This window comes from Bartonella sp. AP20NXHL (assembly GCF_042196165.1).
GTDB lineage: Bacteria > Pseudomonadota > Alphaproteobacteria > Rhizobiales > Rhizobiaceae > Bartonella.
This window is the reverse complement of the sequence record NZ_JBHIPV010000005.1, coordinates 127,578-144,492: the sequence shown is the minus strand read 5'-3', so window position 1 is coordinate 144,492 and position 16,915 is coordinate 127,578. Positions and strand designations below refer to the sequence as shown.

Here is a 16,915-nt window from a genome sequence, read left to right as displayed (position 1 = left end):
TGTTATTCGTGTTTTTCGTTTTTTCTAAATCCTCGATAGCCTTTCGCACCCAGTTACGCCATGTTGCTTGCCAATCGGTTTTGGTTGCATTTGCTCCGGCTTTTGAACGCCAATAATCTCTAAACTTTGCGATTTCGACTTTCACGCGCTCTGGAGGCAAGCCCTTTGCAATGGCAAAATCGTAATCGGGTTCAAAATCCGTAGGCAATCGACAGCCGCGATTAGCTTGCGCTCGTTTTGCTTTTTGGGAAACGTTCTCTTGCTCGTGAAAGGGAGGTTGGTTTTCTACACCCGTTGTGATTTGCTCTGATGTGCTCTCAACAGCAGCAACCTCTGTTGGCTCGTCAACCAAATCGATTGTTTCTAAATCTTCAGAACCAATTTCTTTTTTTGCTAAAACGATAGTTTTAGTTTTTTTATTATAACTGTTAATGTTATTGTTTATGTTATATATATAGGCATCATTAAGCATGTCGTAAGCATCATGCTTAGCATCCTTAAGCATACTCTTAGCATCATACTTAACAGATTTAGCATCATTAAGCATGGCTTTAGCATCATCACAAGCATCATTTGTATGTTTATCCCATCTTGCCTGCGCTGCTTTCTTTGCTCTCTCTGAGAACTTCTTTGACCGAGATGTCTTCGATACCTTATCTAAGCTTTCATTAGAGTTATTGAGTTCTTCTTCAACTTTTAAACTCCATAAACATCCATCGTCTAAACTTTCGATATGACCTATGCTTATTAAAACTTCTAACGCTTTAATAAACATTTTTACTGAACAGCCAGTGTAATTAGCCCAGACCTTCGTGTTATTTAAAAGCGGTTCTCCAGTATAAAGCATTTGCAAACGCAACTTTATATAAACATTGCATTCAATGGGAGATAAACAAGCAAGATCAAGAATCCACCTATCTGCAAACAGCCTCGTCCACGGTAATTTACTGGACATGTGTCCTCCCTTCTTTCATTAAATATAAAATTGCTAAAGCATCTGCTTCGTTGTCGTCTTTAGGCGTATGTCCTTTTGCACATACCGCCTTAATCATTTCTTCTTTTGAGGCATTGCCTTTTCCTGTTGTTGCCTTCTTAATTGTGCCAACAGGAATGCCTTCATATGGTATCTGATGATGTTCACACCACGCTGTTAAGGTTGCTAGAAAGCCTCCGTAAATATGAGAAGCGTCTGTATCCACATGCCGGCGCACCTCTTCAAAATACACTGCGTCAATTTCATCAACAGACCTCTTTAGTTCAGTAAGCCACCGTTTAAAGCGTAAATAACGCATACTACCGCCTTCAAAACGGCGTGGTTGAAAATCTTCTGTATCGCTTGTGATAAAACCATCCGCACCACGTATCGCCCAGCCTGTCTTGGTCCCTAGATCAAGACATAAAATGGTTTGTGCGTTAGTGATCATAATCCCCCCTTAAGGCTCTACGTATTTATATGTGCGCTATGACAGAGCGCGTAGTTATAAGTTTTAAAAAATTGGATTAACTCAATTCAGACACACACTGCACACATCATTTATTAATTCGATTTCTTCTTTTCTTTTTTCGATGAGTTTATCCCTTAAGAAATCAAGCCTATTTTTGACTAAGGCTATAAACAAGATCAGCTCATTTAAGCGATAAAAAGAAGACAACTCTTGAGAAAAATAATTATCAAACCAAGTTGTAAAAGCTTGCGTAAACACAGATAAAAACCATTGATTAAAATCATCGTACGGCAATAACGGAAAATATTTTCTATCATCACGCGCAAAGACACTATGCAGCATATAGACAAGACAACCTGTTGATGAGGGGTCTATGCTTATTTCAAAATATGCATCTTGAGTCGAAACGACACCATAATATATGTTTTTCTGTCCAATCTTATTAACAAGGTCAATCAACTGGACTTTGCTTATAGTGATCTGTGGGACATCTATCATCTCTAATCTTTCTTCTTTAAGAGTGTGTATGCTGCTGTTGCTGTTCATTATTATCTGTAGAGGCGGCACTCTGAGAAGATATTACTGTTTGTGATGTATTTGGTGTACTAACTTTCTCCACCAGATGAAGCGTATCTTTTCTTCGTTTTGTCATTGGACGAATAACTCTATGGGATTTACTCCCATAATTATGTAGGAACCAATCTAGCGTAACCCAAGATAGACCTTTGACTTTAGACAACTGAATAATTATATTCCAGTATTTTGGAGAAATACTATTGCGATCACGCATTTTACGCGCAGCCTCATAGCTACAACCAATTTCCTTTGCAAATTGGCGTATAGATCCCAAAGACTCAATCAAACTTTTGACATAAAAATCATTAACCATGACACATGCAGTACATTACGTACAATTTTAAATCAAGATAAAATCGTACACAATGAATTAAAAAAATAGTGGATAATGTACAAATGACTTATTTGCCAAAAGATAGACTTAAAATAGCGCGTAAGAATGCTGGATATGCGACACCAAGCGAAGCTGCGCGCGCTATACCAGCTCTTAATCAAAATACCCTAATTAGTCACGAAAATGGAAATCGTGGTATTTCGCGCCAAATAGCCGAACTCTATGGACAAGTATTTAATGTAGATCCGGGGTGGATTTTGTATGGCGAGTCTCCTCAAGAAAATCCTAACCTCAATATAAGTATTCCTCTCGTTTCATGGATTAGCGCTGGAGAACTAAGTGAGCAAGATGGGATAATGGATTTTTCAGATTATCCTATGACAGAGGCTGTTAATCTTCCTGCCGGTGAATGGATTGCTTTACGTGTAGATGGCGCATCTATGAATAAAATTAGCCCTCCAGATTCTATAATATTTGTAAATATGCGAGACAAAAAACTTGTACCTAATGCCTGCTATGTAATTGCAGATGAATCTGGACAAGCGACATATAAACGATATAGACCTAATGATGATCCTCCTTTTCAGCCTGCTTCATACGACAAAACAATAAAGGCTCCAAAACTTGAAGGCGCTATCTCTATAATAGGTCGTGTACGGCGCACTATTCTTGATATGTAAACATAATACGATTCTCTGTTCACGTTATCAATTAGATTGCCATCAACAGATTGAAGCAAGTTTGATTGATTTTTATCAGTAAACAGCAAACTTTTGATTCTCTAAATTATGCCGTGATTCGTCATTTTTTTATTTTTTAAAAAAAATAGTACATTATGTACTTGACTGTATTTCGTGCATAGTGTACTAATATATCCATAAACCACGCACAAACAATCGCCAAGAGGCGTTAGGGAGGAAAAATTATGGATAAGCCAATTCTTATAAATTCCAATGAAATTTTATTAGTTGTCTATGATGATGATCAAAACATTGGTCGGTCTGGACCACTGGATAAAAGCCAAATTCTAAGCATTGTTGATGAGGCAGATGATGCAATCCAAATCTTTCGCATCAATCCTTCTGAAAAGAACTGTGAAGATATTTCTGAAGAGATCGCAGAGGCATATGTAAAAGAAAATATTGAACGTCTCGATGAAGATAGTGAGGTTCATTACTTTATACGTGAAAGTGATGTTTACAATAGACTTTTAGACGAGATCGCAGACGAAAAATATAATGATGAGATTTACGGTACTTACGAACAACAACACCGTTTGCGTCCTTGTGATGTGCTTTAAATTCTGAAGGGCGCATTTAAAAGCGCCCCCTTTAATCCATCAATAATTAATTAGAGTAAACTCATGAACACACATGACACTAATAAAGATAGTGAAGGATATCTCATACCTGAAAACGAGGTAGAAGACAAAATCGATTATGTCCAAATGGTCAATGCCCATGTAATGCATAGGCATTTACACTTGAAACAAGATTTTTCCACTTGGTTTAATGATTGTGTTGAAAAGCTTGATCTAAAAGAAGGCGTGGATTTGGTTTTTACAAAACAAGAATGGAACAGACAGAAGATTTGTCCAAAATCTGAAATAGAAACAGATAAAACCGATAATCATTACTTCAAAATTCACGCAGCAAGTAAAATCGCTAAAGCAGAGCGCCATAGAAACTATGGCAGAATATTATACCAAAACTTGTGTTTTCATTAATTAAGGGGGTGATGATGAAAAGCCTTATTATAACATCTGAAAAATATGAACTTTTTGAAAGGAGTTCATCATAAATACTCTCATAGAGATTAAAGAAAAAACCATTGATAAGGAAACTGTTCAGACAGTAAATGCACGTGATCTGCATGCATTCTTAGAGGCAAAACGTGACTTTTCCAATTGGATTAAGGACCGTATTACCAGATACAATTTTATAGAAGGACAAGACTTTGTAAAAAAACAAGATTTGCGGTCCCCAAAATTGGGGAGCGCAAAATCTAGAGCTGTTACAGCTATAGACTATCACCTCACATTAGACATGGCAAAAGAGCTCGCCATGGTAGAGCGTAATGAAAAAGGTAAACAAGCCCGTCAATATTTTATTGAATGTGAACGGCGTGCAAAGAAACCTTTAGACCTTGCAAATGCTTTAGAAGATCCTCTCTTTGTTAAGAAACTTCTTTTAGAAAGCGTCACACAATTAGAGACCTTAAAAAGTGAAGTGAGTATCCTTAAACCAAAAGCAGCTGCTCTTGAAAGTTTGCAACGTCACAACGGACTCTTCGGTCTTACAGAAGCCGCTAAAATACTCGAGATGCAACCAAAACAGTTCATTCTCTTCTTACAGCAAAAAGGTTGGGTTTACAGACGAGCAGTAGGTGGAAATTTGCTACCGTATCAAGACAAAATCCAAAAGAAACTTATGGATTGTCCAACCATCACACTTCAAACCGCAAGTGGAATAGAAAAAGTCATTCCTTGCGCAAAAATCACAGCAAAAGGAATTGGTGTGCTGTCTCAAGAGCTTAAAAGACAAAGCATGCATTAAGAGGAGGTTATTATGATAAAAAAGAAATACGAACTGACAGACGCAACAATCGAAGTTAATGGCAGAACTCTCCACCGCATTCGCGCCTTACGAGACTTTGGAAACGTCGAGAAAGGCGATTTAGGGGGGGGTATAGAGCATGAGGGCAATTTAAGTCACGAAGGGGATTGCTGGGTTGGTGATAATGCATGGGTTTATGAAGGTGCCAGTGTTTATGATGATGCACAAATTTCTGATAATGTTCAAGTTTTTGGTAATGCAGAAGTTTACGAGGGTATACATTTTTATGGATATATAGAAGTTTACGGCGATGTACGTGTTTTTGGTAACTGCGATGCTATATACATTGCCAATGATGCAGGTGCTTATGGGTATGTTGATAATATTGACCTCACCTCAACTAGAGAACAAACCAGATGAAAAAATACCGACTACTAATCTTATAGTGTCTCTATAAGCCGTTTCTAACCACACAAACAACTTTTTAAAACATGCGTGATTCACGCCACAGGAGAATTGCGCTCAAATAGGAGGAAATCAAGATGAGTGAACTAAGTACCACACAAACGGAATTAGTGGAAACAACGAACGATTGTGAAATCAAACCTACAGCTATGGAGCTTCTTTTAGAAAGAGCTTTAGAAAATGATGTCGATATGGATCGTCTCAAGCGTCTTCTTGAATTGCGAGAACAAGAGATAAAACGACAAGAGCGCCAAAACTTTGTCCGTGATCTTTCGGCTATGCAAATGGAATACAAAAATATCGAACAAAACGCCATTAATACACATACTAAAAGCCTCTGTACCACGCTTGATAAATATATTGATGCTATCAAAGGACCTCTTGCAACACATCACTTTGCCTTGTTTTCTCGTATCAAAGACCAGAGTTCAAATGACATAACTGTAGAAATGACTTTAAAGCATATATCGGGCAATGAAATATCAACAGAAGGAACATTTCCTTTTGATGCTACAGGGAGCAAAAATAACATACAAGCGGGTGGTTCTACTCTCACCTACGCACGTAGATATCTCTTAGGCATGCTTCTTAATGTTGCAAGAAAAGAAGACGATACAGATGGCAACACGCTTCTTGCAGGTATATCTCCTGAACAAATGAATGAAATCAAAGAATTAATTAAAAAAATACAATCTGAAGAAAGTAAGCTTATCTCTTTCGTAGGAGCAAAAAATCTAACAGATATGTCTTATAAACACGCACAAATCGCTTTGTTTTCTTTGAAAAAAAAGCAACGTTCACAAATGAATAAAGCACAACAATCCTTACCACCACAAGAGCAACAAACGGCGGTGTGAGATGGAACAAAGAACAGCAGAATGGTTTCAAGCGCGCTTAGGAAAAGTCACCGCATCTAATGTTTACAACGTACTCAGTAAGACAGCTAAAGGTTTGCCTACAAGCAAATATGAAGATTACAAAACGAAACTCATGACAGAACGCTTAATAGGGGAAATAAGCCAATCTTATACAACACCTGCTATGCAATGGGGCATTGAACATGAAGAGAATGCCTTGAGAGAATATGAATTCATTTATGACACCAATGTCACAAGATGTGGGTTTATCCCCCACCCAAAAATGGAAATGGCGGGGGCTAGTCCTGATGGGTTGATTGGAGAGGACGGTTTAATCGAAGTCAAATGTCCACAATCAACCACGCATTTGCGTTTTTTTATGTATGACGAAATCAAACCAGAATATCACGCACAAATGCAATTCCAAATGGCATGCACTGGACGAAAGTGGTGTGATTTCATGAGCTATAATTCAAACTTTGTAGGCAAATCTACTGGTTTGAGAATGAAAATCAAACGCATCCTCCGCGATGAGGAACACATTGAAGAGATTAATAAAGCTGTCGAAATATTTTTAGGGGAAATAGAACAAGAGATGCAAAAGATTTTGACAAAAGCTGCTTAAACCTATGGGGGTGCTCTCCTCCCAGCACCCCCACCCATTTACTAAGGAAATTAAACGTGTGTAACACCAAACATATTATCATACAGCCTGCTAAAGATGAGGAATTTTGTTTTTTTACCATTGGCTATGAAGGTAAGTCCCTTGAGAATTATCTTAGTTGTCTCATAGAAAACAATATCAAAACTTTATGTGATGTTCGTAAAAATCCAATAAGTAGAAAACACGGATTTTCGAAAAGACAATTAGAGAAAGCTGTGAGCAATATTGATATTGAATATATGCATATGCCTGAACTTGGAATTGCTTCTGAAAAACGAAGAAATTTGAAAACACAAAAAGATTATGACCGCCTTTTTGAAGATTATCAAAATACAACTCTCAAGAATAATTCTTGTGCAATAAACAAATTATATCAAATGTTTTTAAACAAAAAGCGCGTTGCAATCACCTGTTTTGAAGCCAATGTATGCATGTGTCATAGAGGACAACTCGCATTAGCTCTTACTCAATTGCCTGATTGGGAATATGAAATTAAGCACATCTAAAAAATAAACTTGCAAATTTTTAAAAGTTGGAGTGCTTCACATGCCTTCCAGCCCCCCACCCATTTAATTAACATAAAAAAGAGAAAGGTAATGAGATGATATTTGATGATGGAGATAGATATGTAACGACACGTGAGTGTGCACAGCTTTTTAGTGTATCCACAACAACGATTCGCAATTGGGTGCTTCAGGGGTTGTTTCCGGAGCCATATAAGCTAGGGAGAGCAGTGAGATGGAGAAAAAAAGAGATCTTAGACTTCACTCCAAAGAAAAATAAGGAGCAAATAAGAACAAATTAGGTAAAATTATATAAACTGTAGAAGGTGGTCTAAAAGGTGGTCTGAAAATAGCTATTTAAAGAAAAAATCTATATATTTCAATATGTTAAAAACAAAAAGTGGTGCCCAGACGCGGATTCGAACCACGGACACGCGGATTTTCAGTCCGCTGCTCTACCAACTGAGCTATCTGGGCATGCTTCATAAAAAACATAAAGCGTTTGCGGTTATAACATTAAAATTTTCTCTGTCCAGTCATCAAAAGAAAAATAATTGATTTTTTAATAAGTTTATCTCCCTATTCTAGAGCGTTATCAATGAATCTTTATCATAAAATAAATTTGATAGGTATATTGGACACTTTAGTGTATTGTTATTAGAATGCTGTCTTATCGTGGTGGTGATACGAAAAAAAATTAAAAGAATCAATCGAGAAGCATGATCAAGAAAGATTTTTTTATAAAGTTTCCGTGAATTTTAAGCATACGAAATAATAGACAACATTTTTGACTTTTTCTAAAAAGATTGTTGATTAGTCTTTATAATAATTTGTTTTTCTTTATAAAGAAAAAAACATCTAAAAGGGGAGAAATAATGATAATGTTACAAAAACCAAGTAGTCGTCCCAATAATACTAATTTTTCTTCAGGCCCTTGTAGTAAACGGCCTGGTTGGACTCTTGATGTTCTTAAAAATGCAGTAGTTGGGCGTTCACATAGATCTAGAGAAGCAGAATTAAAACTTGCTGAAGTTGTTAATTTAACCCGTGAGATTCTTGAGGTTCCTTCTGATCATCGTATAGGAATTATGCCCGGTTCAGATACCGGTGCTGTTGAGGCTGCTCTATGGTCTCTATTAGGTGAGCGTGGCATTGATATGGCGGCGTGGGAAAGTTTTGGATTTGGGTGGAATAAAGATGTTGTCGAGCAATTAAAGCTTTCTGATGTGCGTCGTTTTGAAGCTCCTTATGGTGAAATACCAGATTTAACACAACTTGACTTTGATCGGGATGTTGTTTTTACATGGAATGGGACAACTTCTGGTGTGCGTATTCCTAATGCGGATTTCATTCCGCATAAACGGGCTGGATTGACCATTTGTGATGCAACATCGGCAGCTTTTGCGCAATATCTTGATTTTTCAAAATTAGATGTTGTTACTTTTTCATGGCAGAAAGTTTTGGGAGGTGAGGCTGCACATGGTATGGTGATTTTAAGTCCTCGTGCTGTTGAGAGGCTTGAGAATCATGTTCCAGCTTGGCCTATGCCTCAACTTTTCTATATGACAAAAAATGGAAAATTGAACGAAGATATTTTTAAAGGAAAGATAATCAATACACCTTCTATGCTTTGTGTTGAGGATTTTCTTGATGGGTTGAAGTGGGCAAAGTCTCTAGGAGGTGCAGCGGCATTAAGAGCACGGGTTGAGAAAAACTTTTCTGTACTTGATGCTTTTGTTCGCAAAACGCCATGGTTAGAATATTTGGCAAAAGATCCTGAAGTGCGTTCTAACACCGCTATTTGTTTAGATATTGTGGATCCAGTGATTACTGCTTTGGATACGGAAAAGCGAGTATCTTTTATAAAAGCGGTTGTGAAACGTCTTGATGAAGAAGGGGTTGCTTATGATATCGGTTCGTATCGCGATGCTCCTCCTGGGCTTCGAATTTGGGCGGGTATAACAATTGAGGCTTCCGATCTTGAAATTTTGACACAATGGCTTGAGTGGGCGTTCCAAGTTGAAAAAGCACAGCTTTAAATAATTACTGGTGATTTTCACAACGTATTTTTAAACAAAAAAGGATACGAGAGATTATGATGATCTTTCGTATTCTTGTATCAGACAGACAGCATCTAAATATTACGTGAATTGTAAAAGATTAAGAGAGAGAATGAATGCTCTGTCAGGTGTTGGATACGCACAAATTAAAATCTCTATTTTTTTTACTTTGTTGTAGCAAAAATAACAGATTTAAAATATTTTGGTATTTGCTTATCTTTATTATCATAAATTTGAAAATTGAATCACTTGAAGATTGAGAAAAATCTGAAATGAGGAGTCGCACTTGCTCTAAGGTTTCGTTATAAAGAAGTGTTTGTTTTTGAATGCTGGTTTTTTTAACCAAACACGACGGAGAAAGTTATGGCCAATGTAGTTGTTGTCGGTACACAATGGGGTGATGAAGGCAAAGGTAAAATTGTAGATTGGTTATCTGAGCGAGCAGATATAGTGGTGAGGTATCAGGGGGGGCATAATGCTGGCCACACATTGGTTGTTGATGGAGTTAGTTATAAATTATCACTTTTACCGTCTGGTTTAGTGCGTGGCAAGTTATCAATTATAGGCAATGGTGTTGTTGTTGACCCTCATCATTTTGTTGCAGAAGTAAAAAAACTATGTGATCAGGGTGTAAAAATCACACCAGAAATTTTGCGTATTGCTGAAAATGCTCCTTTGATTCTTTCTTTGCATCGTGATCTTGATGCAATTCGAGAAAGCGGTTTATCTGGTTTAAAAATTGGTACAACAAAGCGTGGTATTGGACCGGCTTATGAAGATAAGGTGGGACGTCGTGCTATCCGAGTGATGGATTTAGCAGAAAAAGATACACTTATGGCTAAGATTGAGCGGCTTTTGAGGCATCATAATGCTTTGCGTCGTGGGATGGGTGTTGCAGAGATTGATTCTCGAGCACTTTATGATGAATTGATGCAAGTTGCGGATAAAATTTTGCCCTTTATGGATTGTACGTGGCGTCTTTTAGATGAAGGTTATCGAGGAGGGAAACACATTCTTTTTGAAGGTGCGCAAGGTGCTTTATTAGATAATGATTTTGGAACTTATCCTTATGTAACGTCATCTAATACAGTTGCTGGGCAAGCATGTACAGGTTCGGGGATGGGACCTGATGCAATTCATTATGTTTTGGGTATTGCAAAAGCTTATACTACACGCGTTGGAGAAGGGCCGTTCCCGACAGAGCAGATAAATGATATTGGTGAATTTCTGGGAGTGCGTGGACATGAATTTGGTGTTGTAACGGGTCGAAAGCGTCGATGTGGTTGGTTTGATGCTGTCTTAGTACGTCAGATGGTAACAATTTGCGGTGTTCAAGGTATAGCATTGACAAAACTTGATGTTTTAGATGGTTTGGATGAAATAAAAATTTGTATTGGTTATGAGCTTGATGGTAAAAGAATTGATTATTTACCTTCTTCCATGGGAGCTCAGGATCGGGTGAAGCCTGTTTATGCAACATTAGAAGGTTGGAAGGAAGAAACAGCACATGCATTGAGGTGGGAAGATTTACCAGTGCAGGCTATTAAATATATACGCTATATTGAAGAACTGATTAATACAAAAGTGGCTTTATTATCCACAAGTCCAGAGCGTGAAGATACTATTCTTATTACGGATCCCTTTGTTAATTGATTATTATTTTTAGATTTCTATATATGTTCTCTGTGCGTTTTTGTCTCTTTTTACAAAAAAAGTTTTTAAGAGCACGTGAGAGAAAGGTGCAAAATAGCATTGTTTATTTTTCATATTCATTTTACATTATTGCGATAGTTGTACCAATATTAAATGGCAATCAATTTAGAAGGCTAAAATAAAGTTTTTTGGCTTTACTATTGATTTTTTCTCAATTTAAGAGAGATTATAGAGGAAATGGTAGATTTCGTTGGAATCTTAAAAAAGACAATTAATGCACAAAATAATATTACACCACAAGTGCGTAAGCGGATTTATAAGCGTGCTACCGAAACACTAGAACATCAATTTTTAACAGCAGAAATACCACAAGCAATAGCGGATGAACAGAGAAAGATTCTTCAAAGTTCTATTGCAACTGTTGAAGGAGAATATTTAGCAGTTGAAAAGAAGCGGCTTTCTTCAGTTATTGGGTGGAATCCCACAAATATAAATGAAGATAAGAAATATACAAAAAAAACTATATTACCAAAGAATAATGAATTTTCAGAGGTAAATATAAAAAGAAAACAGGATTTTGTTACGCGTTCAAAGGATAACAAGGTATTTGATGAGCTTTGTGTATCAGATATACCAGATGCAGAGCCTGTTAATATGGAGGCTGATGTGCCTTCTCAGCATGTTAATAGCAGTGTGTTAAAGATTTCTCCTTCGCAGGAAGATAATCCGCATATTGTTTCGCACATTTTTTCTCAGGCTTTACGTCGTGCTAATAAATCGTTAGTGCAAAGGCGTATTGTAATAAGTGCTGTTTCTGTTGTTAGTTTTGTTGTTTTAATTGTTGGTATTTTTTTTGTTGGTGAGCGTGTATTTGTATCAAATGATCATCAGTTTTTAGAAGAGAATCTTCAAGCTTCTCACAGAGTACCAAAGGCATTTCCAATTAAGAGAAAGTTAACACAACGCTTATTAGAGGATGGAAGTGAAATTGATGTTGGTTTAAAACAAGCGATAGATTCTTCGGATGAAGAAGTACTCTCAACAGTTGTTGATAGCAATTTGCAATCGCTTGAAAAATCAGGTGAAGCTGTTTTCTATCAAGCACGTACAAATTATGATGCAGAAAAGATAGCAACGGGAAGTGCTCGCTGGACGCTTATAAAAGAATCTCAAGTGAAGGGGGCTCCAGAAGAAACAACTATACAAGGTGATATAACAATTCCTGATGAAGGGGTATCATTACGGTTAATTTTACGTCGTAATACCGATCAGTCATTTCCTGCTGCATATATTATGGACCTTGTTTTTATTCTTTCTGATAAATTTTCAGGTAAAGCTATAAGCAATGTTCAAGCATTAACCTTTAAAGCAAGTGAACAATCCATTGGACAGGCTTTAACAAGAACCATTGCTGCAAAGATTAACGATGACTTTTTTCTTGTCGCATTGAGTGGTAATCATCCATTTCTTGATCGAAATTTACAATTGATGCGAGAATTAGATTGGATGCGTTTGGTGTTAACGGATAAAAACGGGCGTATAAGTGAATTAACCTTTGCAAAAGGACCAACAGGTAAGTCTATTTTTAATGAAGTTATTGGACAATGGCTTGCACAACAAGATAAGTTAACAGTTCTTGGTCAAAAAAATAAAACATAGATGCAAAAAAATAAACGGCTGTGAAGAATTTTCTACGACCGTCTTTATCAATTATATACCAAATATATTCAATAAAGCTTTACATATCAATAACTTAAAGAATTCGATAGGCTAATTTACAAGTATAAAGCCAAGGCATGCTTTTTTTCATTTTCACATTTAAAGAATGTGCAAACCATTGGCTTTATACTTAAATCTAGGTTTTATACTTGACTTTGAGATAAAGTAGAATCTTTGATAGAGTTTTGCACTTTTTCAAATGCACGCATTTCAATTTGTCTTACTCGTTCTCGACTAATATTAAATTCACCAGAGAGTTCTTCTAGGGTTAGTGGTACATCGTTTAAACGACGCGCTTTAAATATACGCTTTTCGCGTTCATTGAGATTGTCCATGGCATTTATGAGCATGGAACGGCGATTTTCTAATTCACTTTTTTCAATTAAAATTTGTTCTTGATCGTTAGATTCATCCACCAACCAATCTTGCAACTCACTGTTTTCCCCTTCTTTTGTTCGAATTGGTGCGTTGAGTGAAGTATCACCACCAAGCCTACGATTCATTGATACAACTTCATCTTCTGTGACATTCAACTGGATTGCAATTTTTTTCACTTGTTCTGCATTGAGATCGCCACTATCAAGTGCTTGAAGTTTACTTTTTAACTTACGAAGGTTGAAAAACAAACGCTTTTGATTAGCTGTTGTCCCCATTTTCACCAAACTCCAAGAGCGCAATACATATTCTTGGATTGATGCTTTAATCCACCATATTGCATAGGTTGCAAGACGAAAACCCCGCTCTGGTTCGAAACGTTTAACAGCTTGCATGAGTCCAACATTGCCTTCTGAAATGACTTCCCCAATGGGAAGTCCGTAGCCCCGATATCCCATCGCGATTTTAGCTACGAGACGCAAATGGCTGGTTACTAGCCTATGCGCAGCTTTTAGATCATTATGCTCACGGTAACGCTGAGCTAACATATATTCTTCTTTTGGCTCAAGCATTGGAAAACGACGCACTTCTTCCAAGTAACGGTTTAAACCACCATCACCTGTCATTACTGATAATAAATTCATATGGGCCATATAGCACCCTCCTTTTGTTTGAATTCCCTGATAAGGCAAATTCTATGTTTTAGATAGCTAACTATCCTCATAATCTCACTCTAGCATATTTTTCAATTTTGTTCAAAAAAAGATATTTTATTGTGAAATCTTGAGAAGGGGAAAAGTTTCAATTCATTTTTTTAAAAAGTTTAATAAGTTTAGCCATATCTTGAGGCAGTGGTGCGGAAAACGACATAACTTTACCGGTAGAAGGATGTTCAAAAGTAAGACTTGCAGCATGGAGTGCATGTCGGTTGAATTGATCGATTGCATTTCTAATAGTGGGGTTGAATATGTTTGATTTTGTTTTAAAAGCGTTTCCATAAACTGTATCGCCTATGAGTGGATGCCCCATATGAGTCATATGAACACGGATTTGATGGGTGCGTCCAGTTTCCAAGCGACATTCCAGAAGGCTAGCAAAAGATGTTGAGTCTGCATGAGAGCCATATTTTTCAAGCAGAGAAACATGTGTAACAGCATGACGAGCATAAGGGTTTTGGTTATGGATGACAGCTTGCTTTGTTCGGTTATGGGGCGAACGGCCAAGTGATGCATCAATTGTCCAGACATTGCGCTGAGGTGTTCCCCAAATCAAGGCATGGTAGCGTCGATCTAATGCGCAGGTACGTCCATGATCAGAAAATTGAGCACTGAGACTTTTATGAGCTAGATCATTTTTTGCAACAACCATAACACCGCTTGTATTTTTATCAAGACGATGGACAATGCCAGGGCGTTTAACACCACCTATACCAGATAAACTATTCCCACAGTGGTAAATAAGGGCATTAACCAATGTACCGGTCCAATTGCCATTCCCAGGATGAACAACAAGACCAGCTGGTTTGTTAATAACAATGACATGATCATCTTCAAAAAGAATGTCCAATGCAATGGCTTCAGCGCTAGGTTCTGCATCACGAAGGTCAGGCATTTCCAATTCAATTATTTGGTTAGGTTTTAATTTTGTTTTTGGTTCCTTTATGAATTGACCATCAATTTTAAGACAGCCTTCACGGATGAGGGTTTGCAAACGCGAACGCGAGAGCACATCATGATATTGTTTTGCGAGCCACTGATCAAGACGTTGCCCAAGAGCACCTTCATCCGTTATTTTCTGTATTACCATACGATTCCTATTAAGTTTTTAATAAGATTTCACCAGTACGAAATTGCTTTACTATCGAGAAATTCTTTAATTCCCCAATGTCCTCCTTCACGAGCGCGCCCAGAAAATTTTACACCTCCAAAGTAGCTTCCACTGGGTAATCCATGTCCATTAACTTCTACCATACCAGAGCGTACTTGTGCCGCAATACGACGACATTTGTTGCGATCTTGCGATTGAATATAGTTTGTAAGACCATACTCAGTCTCATTCGCTAAAGCGACGGCTTCTTCTTCTGTACTAAAAGAAAGAATCGAGAGAACTGGACCAAAGATTTCTTCTTTAAAAATACGCATATGAGGTTTTACATCAGCAAAGACTGTTGGACGGACATAATAACCGCGTTCCATTCCTTTTGGTAAACCAGTCCCGCCTGCAACAAGAGTTGCACCTTCATCAATTCCCGATTGGATAAGATCTTGAATTTTATCATATTGTTTTTTTGAAACGACAGGTCCAATATGATTTCCTTCTTGGCAGTTTGGTCCTACTTTTGTTGTTTCTGCAATATCTTTGGCTATTTTTATGGCTTTGTCATAGATGCTCTGTTCCACAAGCATACGAGTCGGTGCATTACAACTTTGTCCACTATTATAAAAGCAATGTCGTGCACCACGTTGAATAGCATCTGAGTCGGCATCAGCAAAGATAATATTCGCTCCTTTTCCACCAAGTTCCAGACAGACTCTTTTTAAAGTAGCGCTGGCATTTTTAGAAATATCTTTTCCTGCTCTAGTTGAACCAGTAAAGCTGATCATTTCTAAATCTGGATGTGCAGAGAGGTAAGAGCCGACAGTCGCACCATCACCATTGATTAAATTAAAAACACCGGCTGGAAGTGCGGCTTCATCTAAAAATTCAGCAAAAAGCATAGCAGAAAGAGGCGCAATTTCAGAGGGCTTTAACACCATGGTACAGCCAGCCAAGAGAGCAGGAATAACTTTAAGAGTTACTTGATTCATGGGCCAATTCCATGGCGTAATTAATCCTACGACGCCGATAGGATCGTAGTGAAGGATTGCTTGCTCATTTCCCTTTATTAAAGTTTCTTGGAACGAAAACTCTTTATAAGCTTCGATAAAATTGCGAATATGGGAACTTCCGGTTGCAGTTTGCGCATTAAGCGCCATATCAATCGGTGCTCCCATTTCCATTGAAATGGTTTTTGCCATGTCTTTGGAACGTTTTTCGTAGATCTCTAGAATTTTTTCAACAAATCCAAGACGCTCATTTGGTGACGTTGTTTTCCATTTTTGAAACGCTTCTTTAGCCGCATTAATTGCTTTATCGGCATCTTTTGTACTTCCAAGGCTAATGACAGCACAAGCCTCCTCTGTTGATGGATTAATGACGTCAAAATCGTGAGGAATGCTTGGCTCATCCCATAGACCATTGATATAAAATTTCCGTTTATTAAACATAATTCACTCCCTTTTTTCTATTTGTATTTATGTAATTATGATTGTCTTAGTCTAAGCCTTTTTAAACGAGGATAACAAGGGTTATCTTATAAAAACGCGAGAAATTAGATTATATCGTGATAATTGAGCATGGAGAATTCAATAGAGCAATGCTTATTGTATTATTGAGACTAGTTTCTTTTATGAAAAGGGAGAGAAAGAGAGGCATAGACAATTTTCTTGAAGCTTTTTTATCATGAAGTTTTCTTCAAAACAAATGAAATACGAGCTCTATGACACCATAAACTGAGCAATTTATATCGTAAATATGCAAAAGGCAGATTATGAATATGCATTATGGCATTATTTTTTTCATTAAAAAGTAACCATCAGCAAAAGGTTATTAACCTTCGTATGATAGTTTCTACGAATTCTTTTTGAAAAGGTTATTTTTCTCATTGCTA

General features: G+C 37.3%; 19 protein-coding genes and 1 tRNA gene. 12 read left to right on the top strand and 8 right to left on the bottom strand.

Annotated features, from left to right (window positions below; genetic code table 11):
• The 4 genes from ACFILL_RS04665 to ACFILL_RS04650 all read right to left on the bottom strand — a co-directional run.
• The coding region (locus tag ACFILL_RS04665; RefSeq protein ID WP_375643738.1) for a hypothetical protein at positions 1 to 955 on the bottom strand (955 nt) is incomplete at its 3' end.
• A complete protein-coding gene (locus tag ACFILL_RS04660) occupies positions 945 to 1,424 on the bottom strand; it encodes a crossover junction endodeoxyribonuclease RuvC (RefSeq protein WP_273790999.1) in 480 nt (159 codons plus the stop codon). The genes ACFILL_RS04660 and ACFILL_RS04665, both read right to left, overlap by 11 nt.
• Positions 1,425 to 1,505: 81 nt before the next feature.
• Positions 1,506 to 1,943: a hypothetical protein gene (locus ACFILL_RS04655; protein WP_375643737.1), complete on the bottom strand. Its 438-nt coding sequence runs from the start codon at positions 1,941 to 1,943 to the stop codon at positions 1,506 to 1,508.
• Positions 1,944 to 1,959: 16 nt separating this feature from the next.
• On the bottom strand, positions 1,960 to 2,334 hold the full coding sequence (locus tag ACFILL_RS04650) for a hypothetical protein (RefSeq protein WP_273791001.1): 375 nt from the start codon (positions 2,332 to 2,334) through the stop codon (positions 1,960 to 1,962).
• A gap of 83 nt (positions 2,335 to 2,417) precedes the next feature.
• Between ACFILL_RS04650 and ACFILL_RS04645 the strand changes: the two genes are divergently transcribed.
• The 9 genes from ACFILL_RS04645 (at position 2,418) to ACFILL_RS04605 (ending at position 7,701) form a co-directional block, all read left to right on the top strand.
• The gene (locus ACFILL_RS04645) at positions 2,418 to 3,035 is read left to right on the top strand and encodes a S24 family peptidase (protein WP_273791002.1); all 618 of its coding nucleotides are present in this window, start codon (positions 2,418 to 2,420) and stop codon (positions 3,033 to 3,035) included.
• A gap of 245 nt (positions 3,036 to 3,280) precedes the next feature.
• A complete protein-coding gene (locus tag ACFILL_RS04640; RefSeq protein ID WP_375643736.1) occupies positions 3,281 to 3,655 on the top strand; it encodes a hypothetical protein in 375 nt (124 codons plus the stop codon).
• A 63-nt stretch (positions 3,656 to 3,718) separates the two neighbouring features.
• A complete protein-coding gene (locus ACFILL_RS04635; RefSeq protein WP_273791004.1) occupies positions 3,719 to 4,081 on the top strand; it encodes an antA/AntB antirepressor family protein in 363 nt (120 codons plus the stop codon).
• A gap of 70 nt (positions 4,082 to 4,151) precedes the next feature.
• A complete protein-coding gene (locus ACFILL_RS04630; RefSeq protein ID WP_375643739.1) occupies positions 4,152 to 4,910 on the top strand; it encodes an antA/AntB antirepressor family protein in 759 nt (252 codons plus the stop codon).
• A 12-nt stretch (positions 4,911 to 4,922) separates the two neighbouring features.
• A complete protein-coding gene (locus tag ACFILL_RS04625) occupies positions 4,923 to 5,330 on the top strand; it encodes a hypothetical protein (protein ID WP_375643734.1) in 408 nt (135 codons plus the stop codon).
• Between the two features lie 122 nt (positions 5,331 to 5,452).
• On the top strand, positions 5,453 to 6,232 hold the full coding sequence (locus ACFILL_RS04620; RefSeq protein ID WP_375631107.1) for an ERF family protein: 780 nt from the start codon (positions 5,453 to 5,455) through the stop codon (positions 6,230 to 6,232).
• Between the two features lies 1 nt (position 6,233).
• A complete protein-coding gene (locus ACFILL_RS04615; RefSeq protein ID WP_375643733.1) occupies positions 6,234 to 6,857 on the top strand; it encodes a lambda exonuclease family protein in 624 nt (207 codons plus the stop codon).
• A 56-nt stretch (positions 6,858 to 6,913) separates the two neighbouring features.
• Complete coding sequence (locus ACFILL_RS04610; RefSeq protein ID WP_375681084.1) at positions 6,914 to 7,402, top strand: DUF488 family protein; 489 nt, start codon at positions 6,914 to 6,916, stop codon at positions 7,400 to 7,402.
• Positions 7,403 to 7,497: 95 nt separating this feature from the next.
• Positions 7,498 to 7,701: an AlpA family transcriptional regulator gene (locus tag ACFILL_RS04605; RefSeq protein ID WP_273790351.1), complete on the top strand. Its 204-nt coding sequence runs from the start codon at positions 7,498 to 7,500 to the stop codon at positions 7,699 to 7,701.
• 99 nt (positions 7,702 to 7,800) lie between these two features.
• Here ACFILL_RS04605 and ACFILL_RS04600 read toward each other — a convergent pair.
• Positions 7,801 to 7,876, bottom strand: a tRNA-Phe gene (locus ACFILL_RS04600).
• A gap of 398 nt (positions 7,877 to 8,274) precedes the next feature.
• On the opposite strand from ACFILL_RS04600, the gene ACFILL_RS04595 reads away from it, so the two are divergent.
• From ACFILL_RS04595 to ACFILL_RS04585, 3 genes are all read left to right on the top strand, one after another.
• Positions 8,275 to 9,438, top strand: coding sequence for a phosphoserine transaminase (locus ACFILL_RS04595; protein WP_273790352.1), 1,164 nt, complete (start codon positions 8,275 to 8,277; stop codon positions 9,436 to 9,438).
• A gap of 384 nt (positions 9,439 to 9,822) precedes the next feature.
• Positions 9,823 to 11,112: an adenylosuccinate synthase gene (locus tag ACFILL_RS04590; RefSeq protein WP_273790353.1), complete on the top strand. Its 1,290-nt coding sequence runs from the start codon at positions 9,823 to 9,825 to the stop codon at positions 11,110 to 11,112.
• Between the two features lie 237 nt (positions 11,113 to 11,349).
• Positions 11,350 to 12,771, top strand: coding sequence for a hypothetical protein (locus ACFILL_RS04585; RefSeq protein WP_375643320.1), 1,422 nt, complete (start codon positions 11,350 to 11,352; stop codon positions 12,769 to 12,771).
• Between the two features lie 203 nt (positions 12,772 to 12,974).
• On the opposite strand, the gene rpoH is transcribed toward ACFILL_RS04585, so the two are convergent.
• The 3 genes from rpoH to ACFILL_RS04570 all read right to left on the bottom strand — a co-directional run bounded on the left by rpoH (position 12,975) and on the right by ACFILL_RS04570 (position 16,472).
• A complete protein-coding gene (gene rpoH, locus ACFILL_RS04580) occupies positions 12,975 to 13,859 on the bottom strand; it encodes an RNA polymerase sigma factor RpoH (protein WP_273790355.1) in 885 nt (294 codons plus the stop codon).
• A 148-nt stretch (positions 13,860 to 14,007) separates the two neighbouring features.
• Positions 14,008 to 15,012, bottom strand: coding sequence for an RluA family pseudouridine synthase (locus ACFILL_RS04575; RefSeq protein WP_375643322.1), 1,005 nt, complete (start codon positions 15,010 to 15,012; stop codon positions 14,008 to 14,010).
• A 29-nt stretch (positions 15,013 to 15,041) separates the two neighbouring features.
• Entirely contained in the window at positions 15,042 to 16,472 is a 1,431-nt protein-coding gene (locus tag ACFILL_RS04570; RefSeq protein WP_273790357.1) for an aldehyde dehydrogenase family protein, read from the bottom strand.
• Positions 16,473 to 16,915 lie beyond the last annotated feature (443 nt).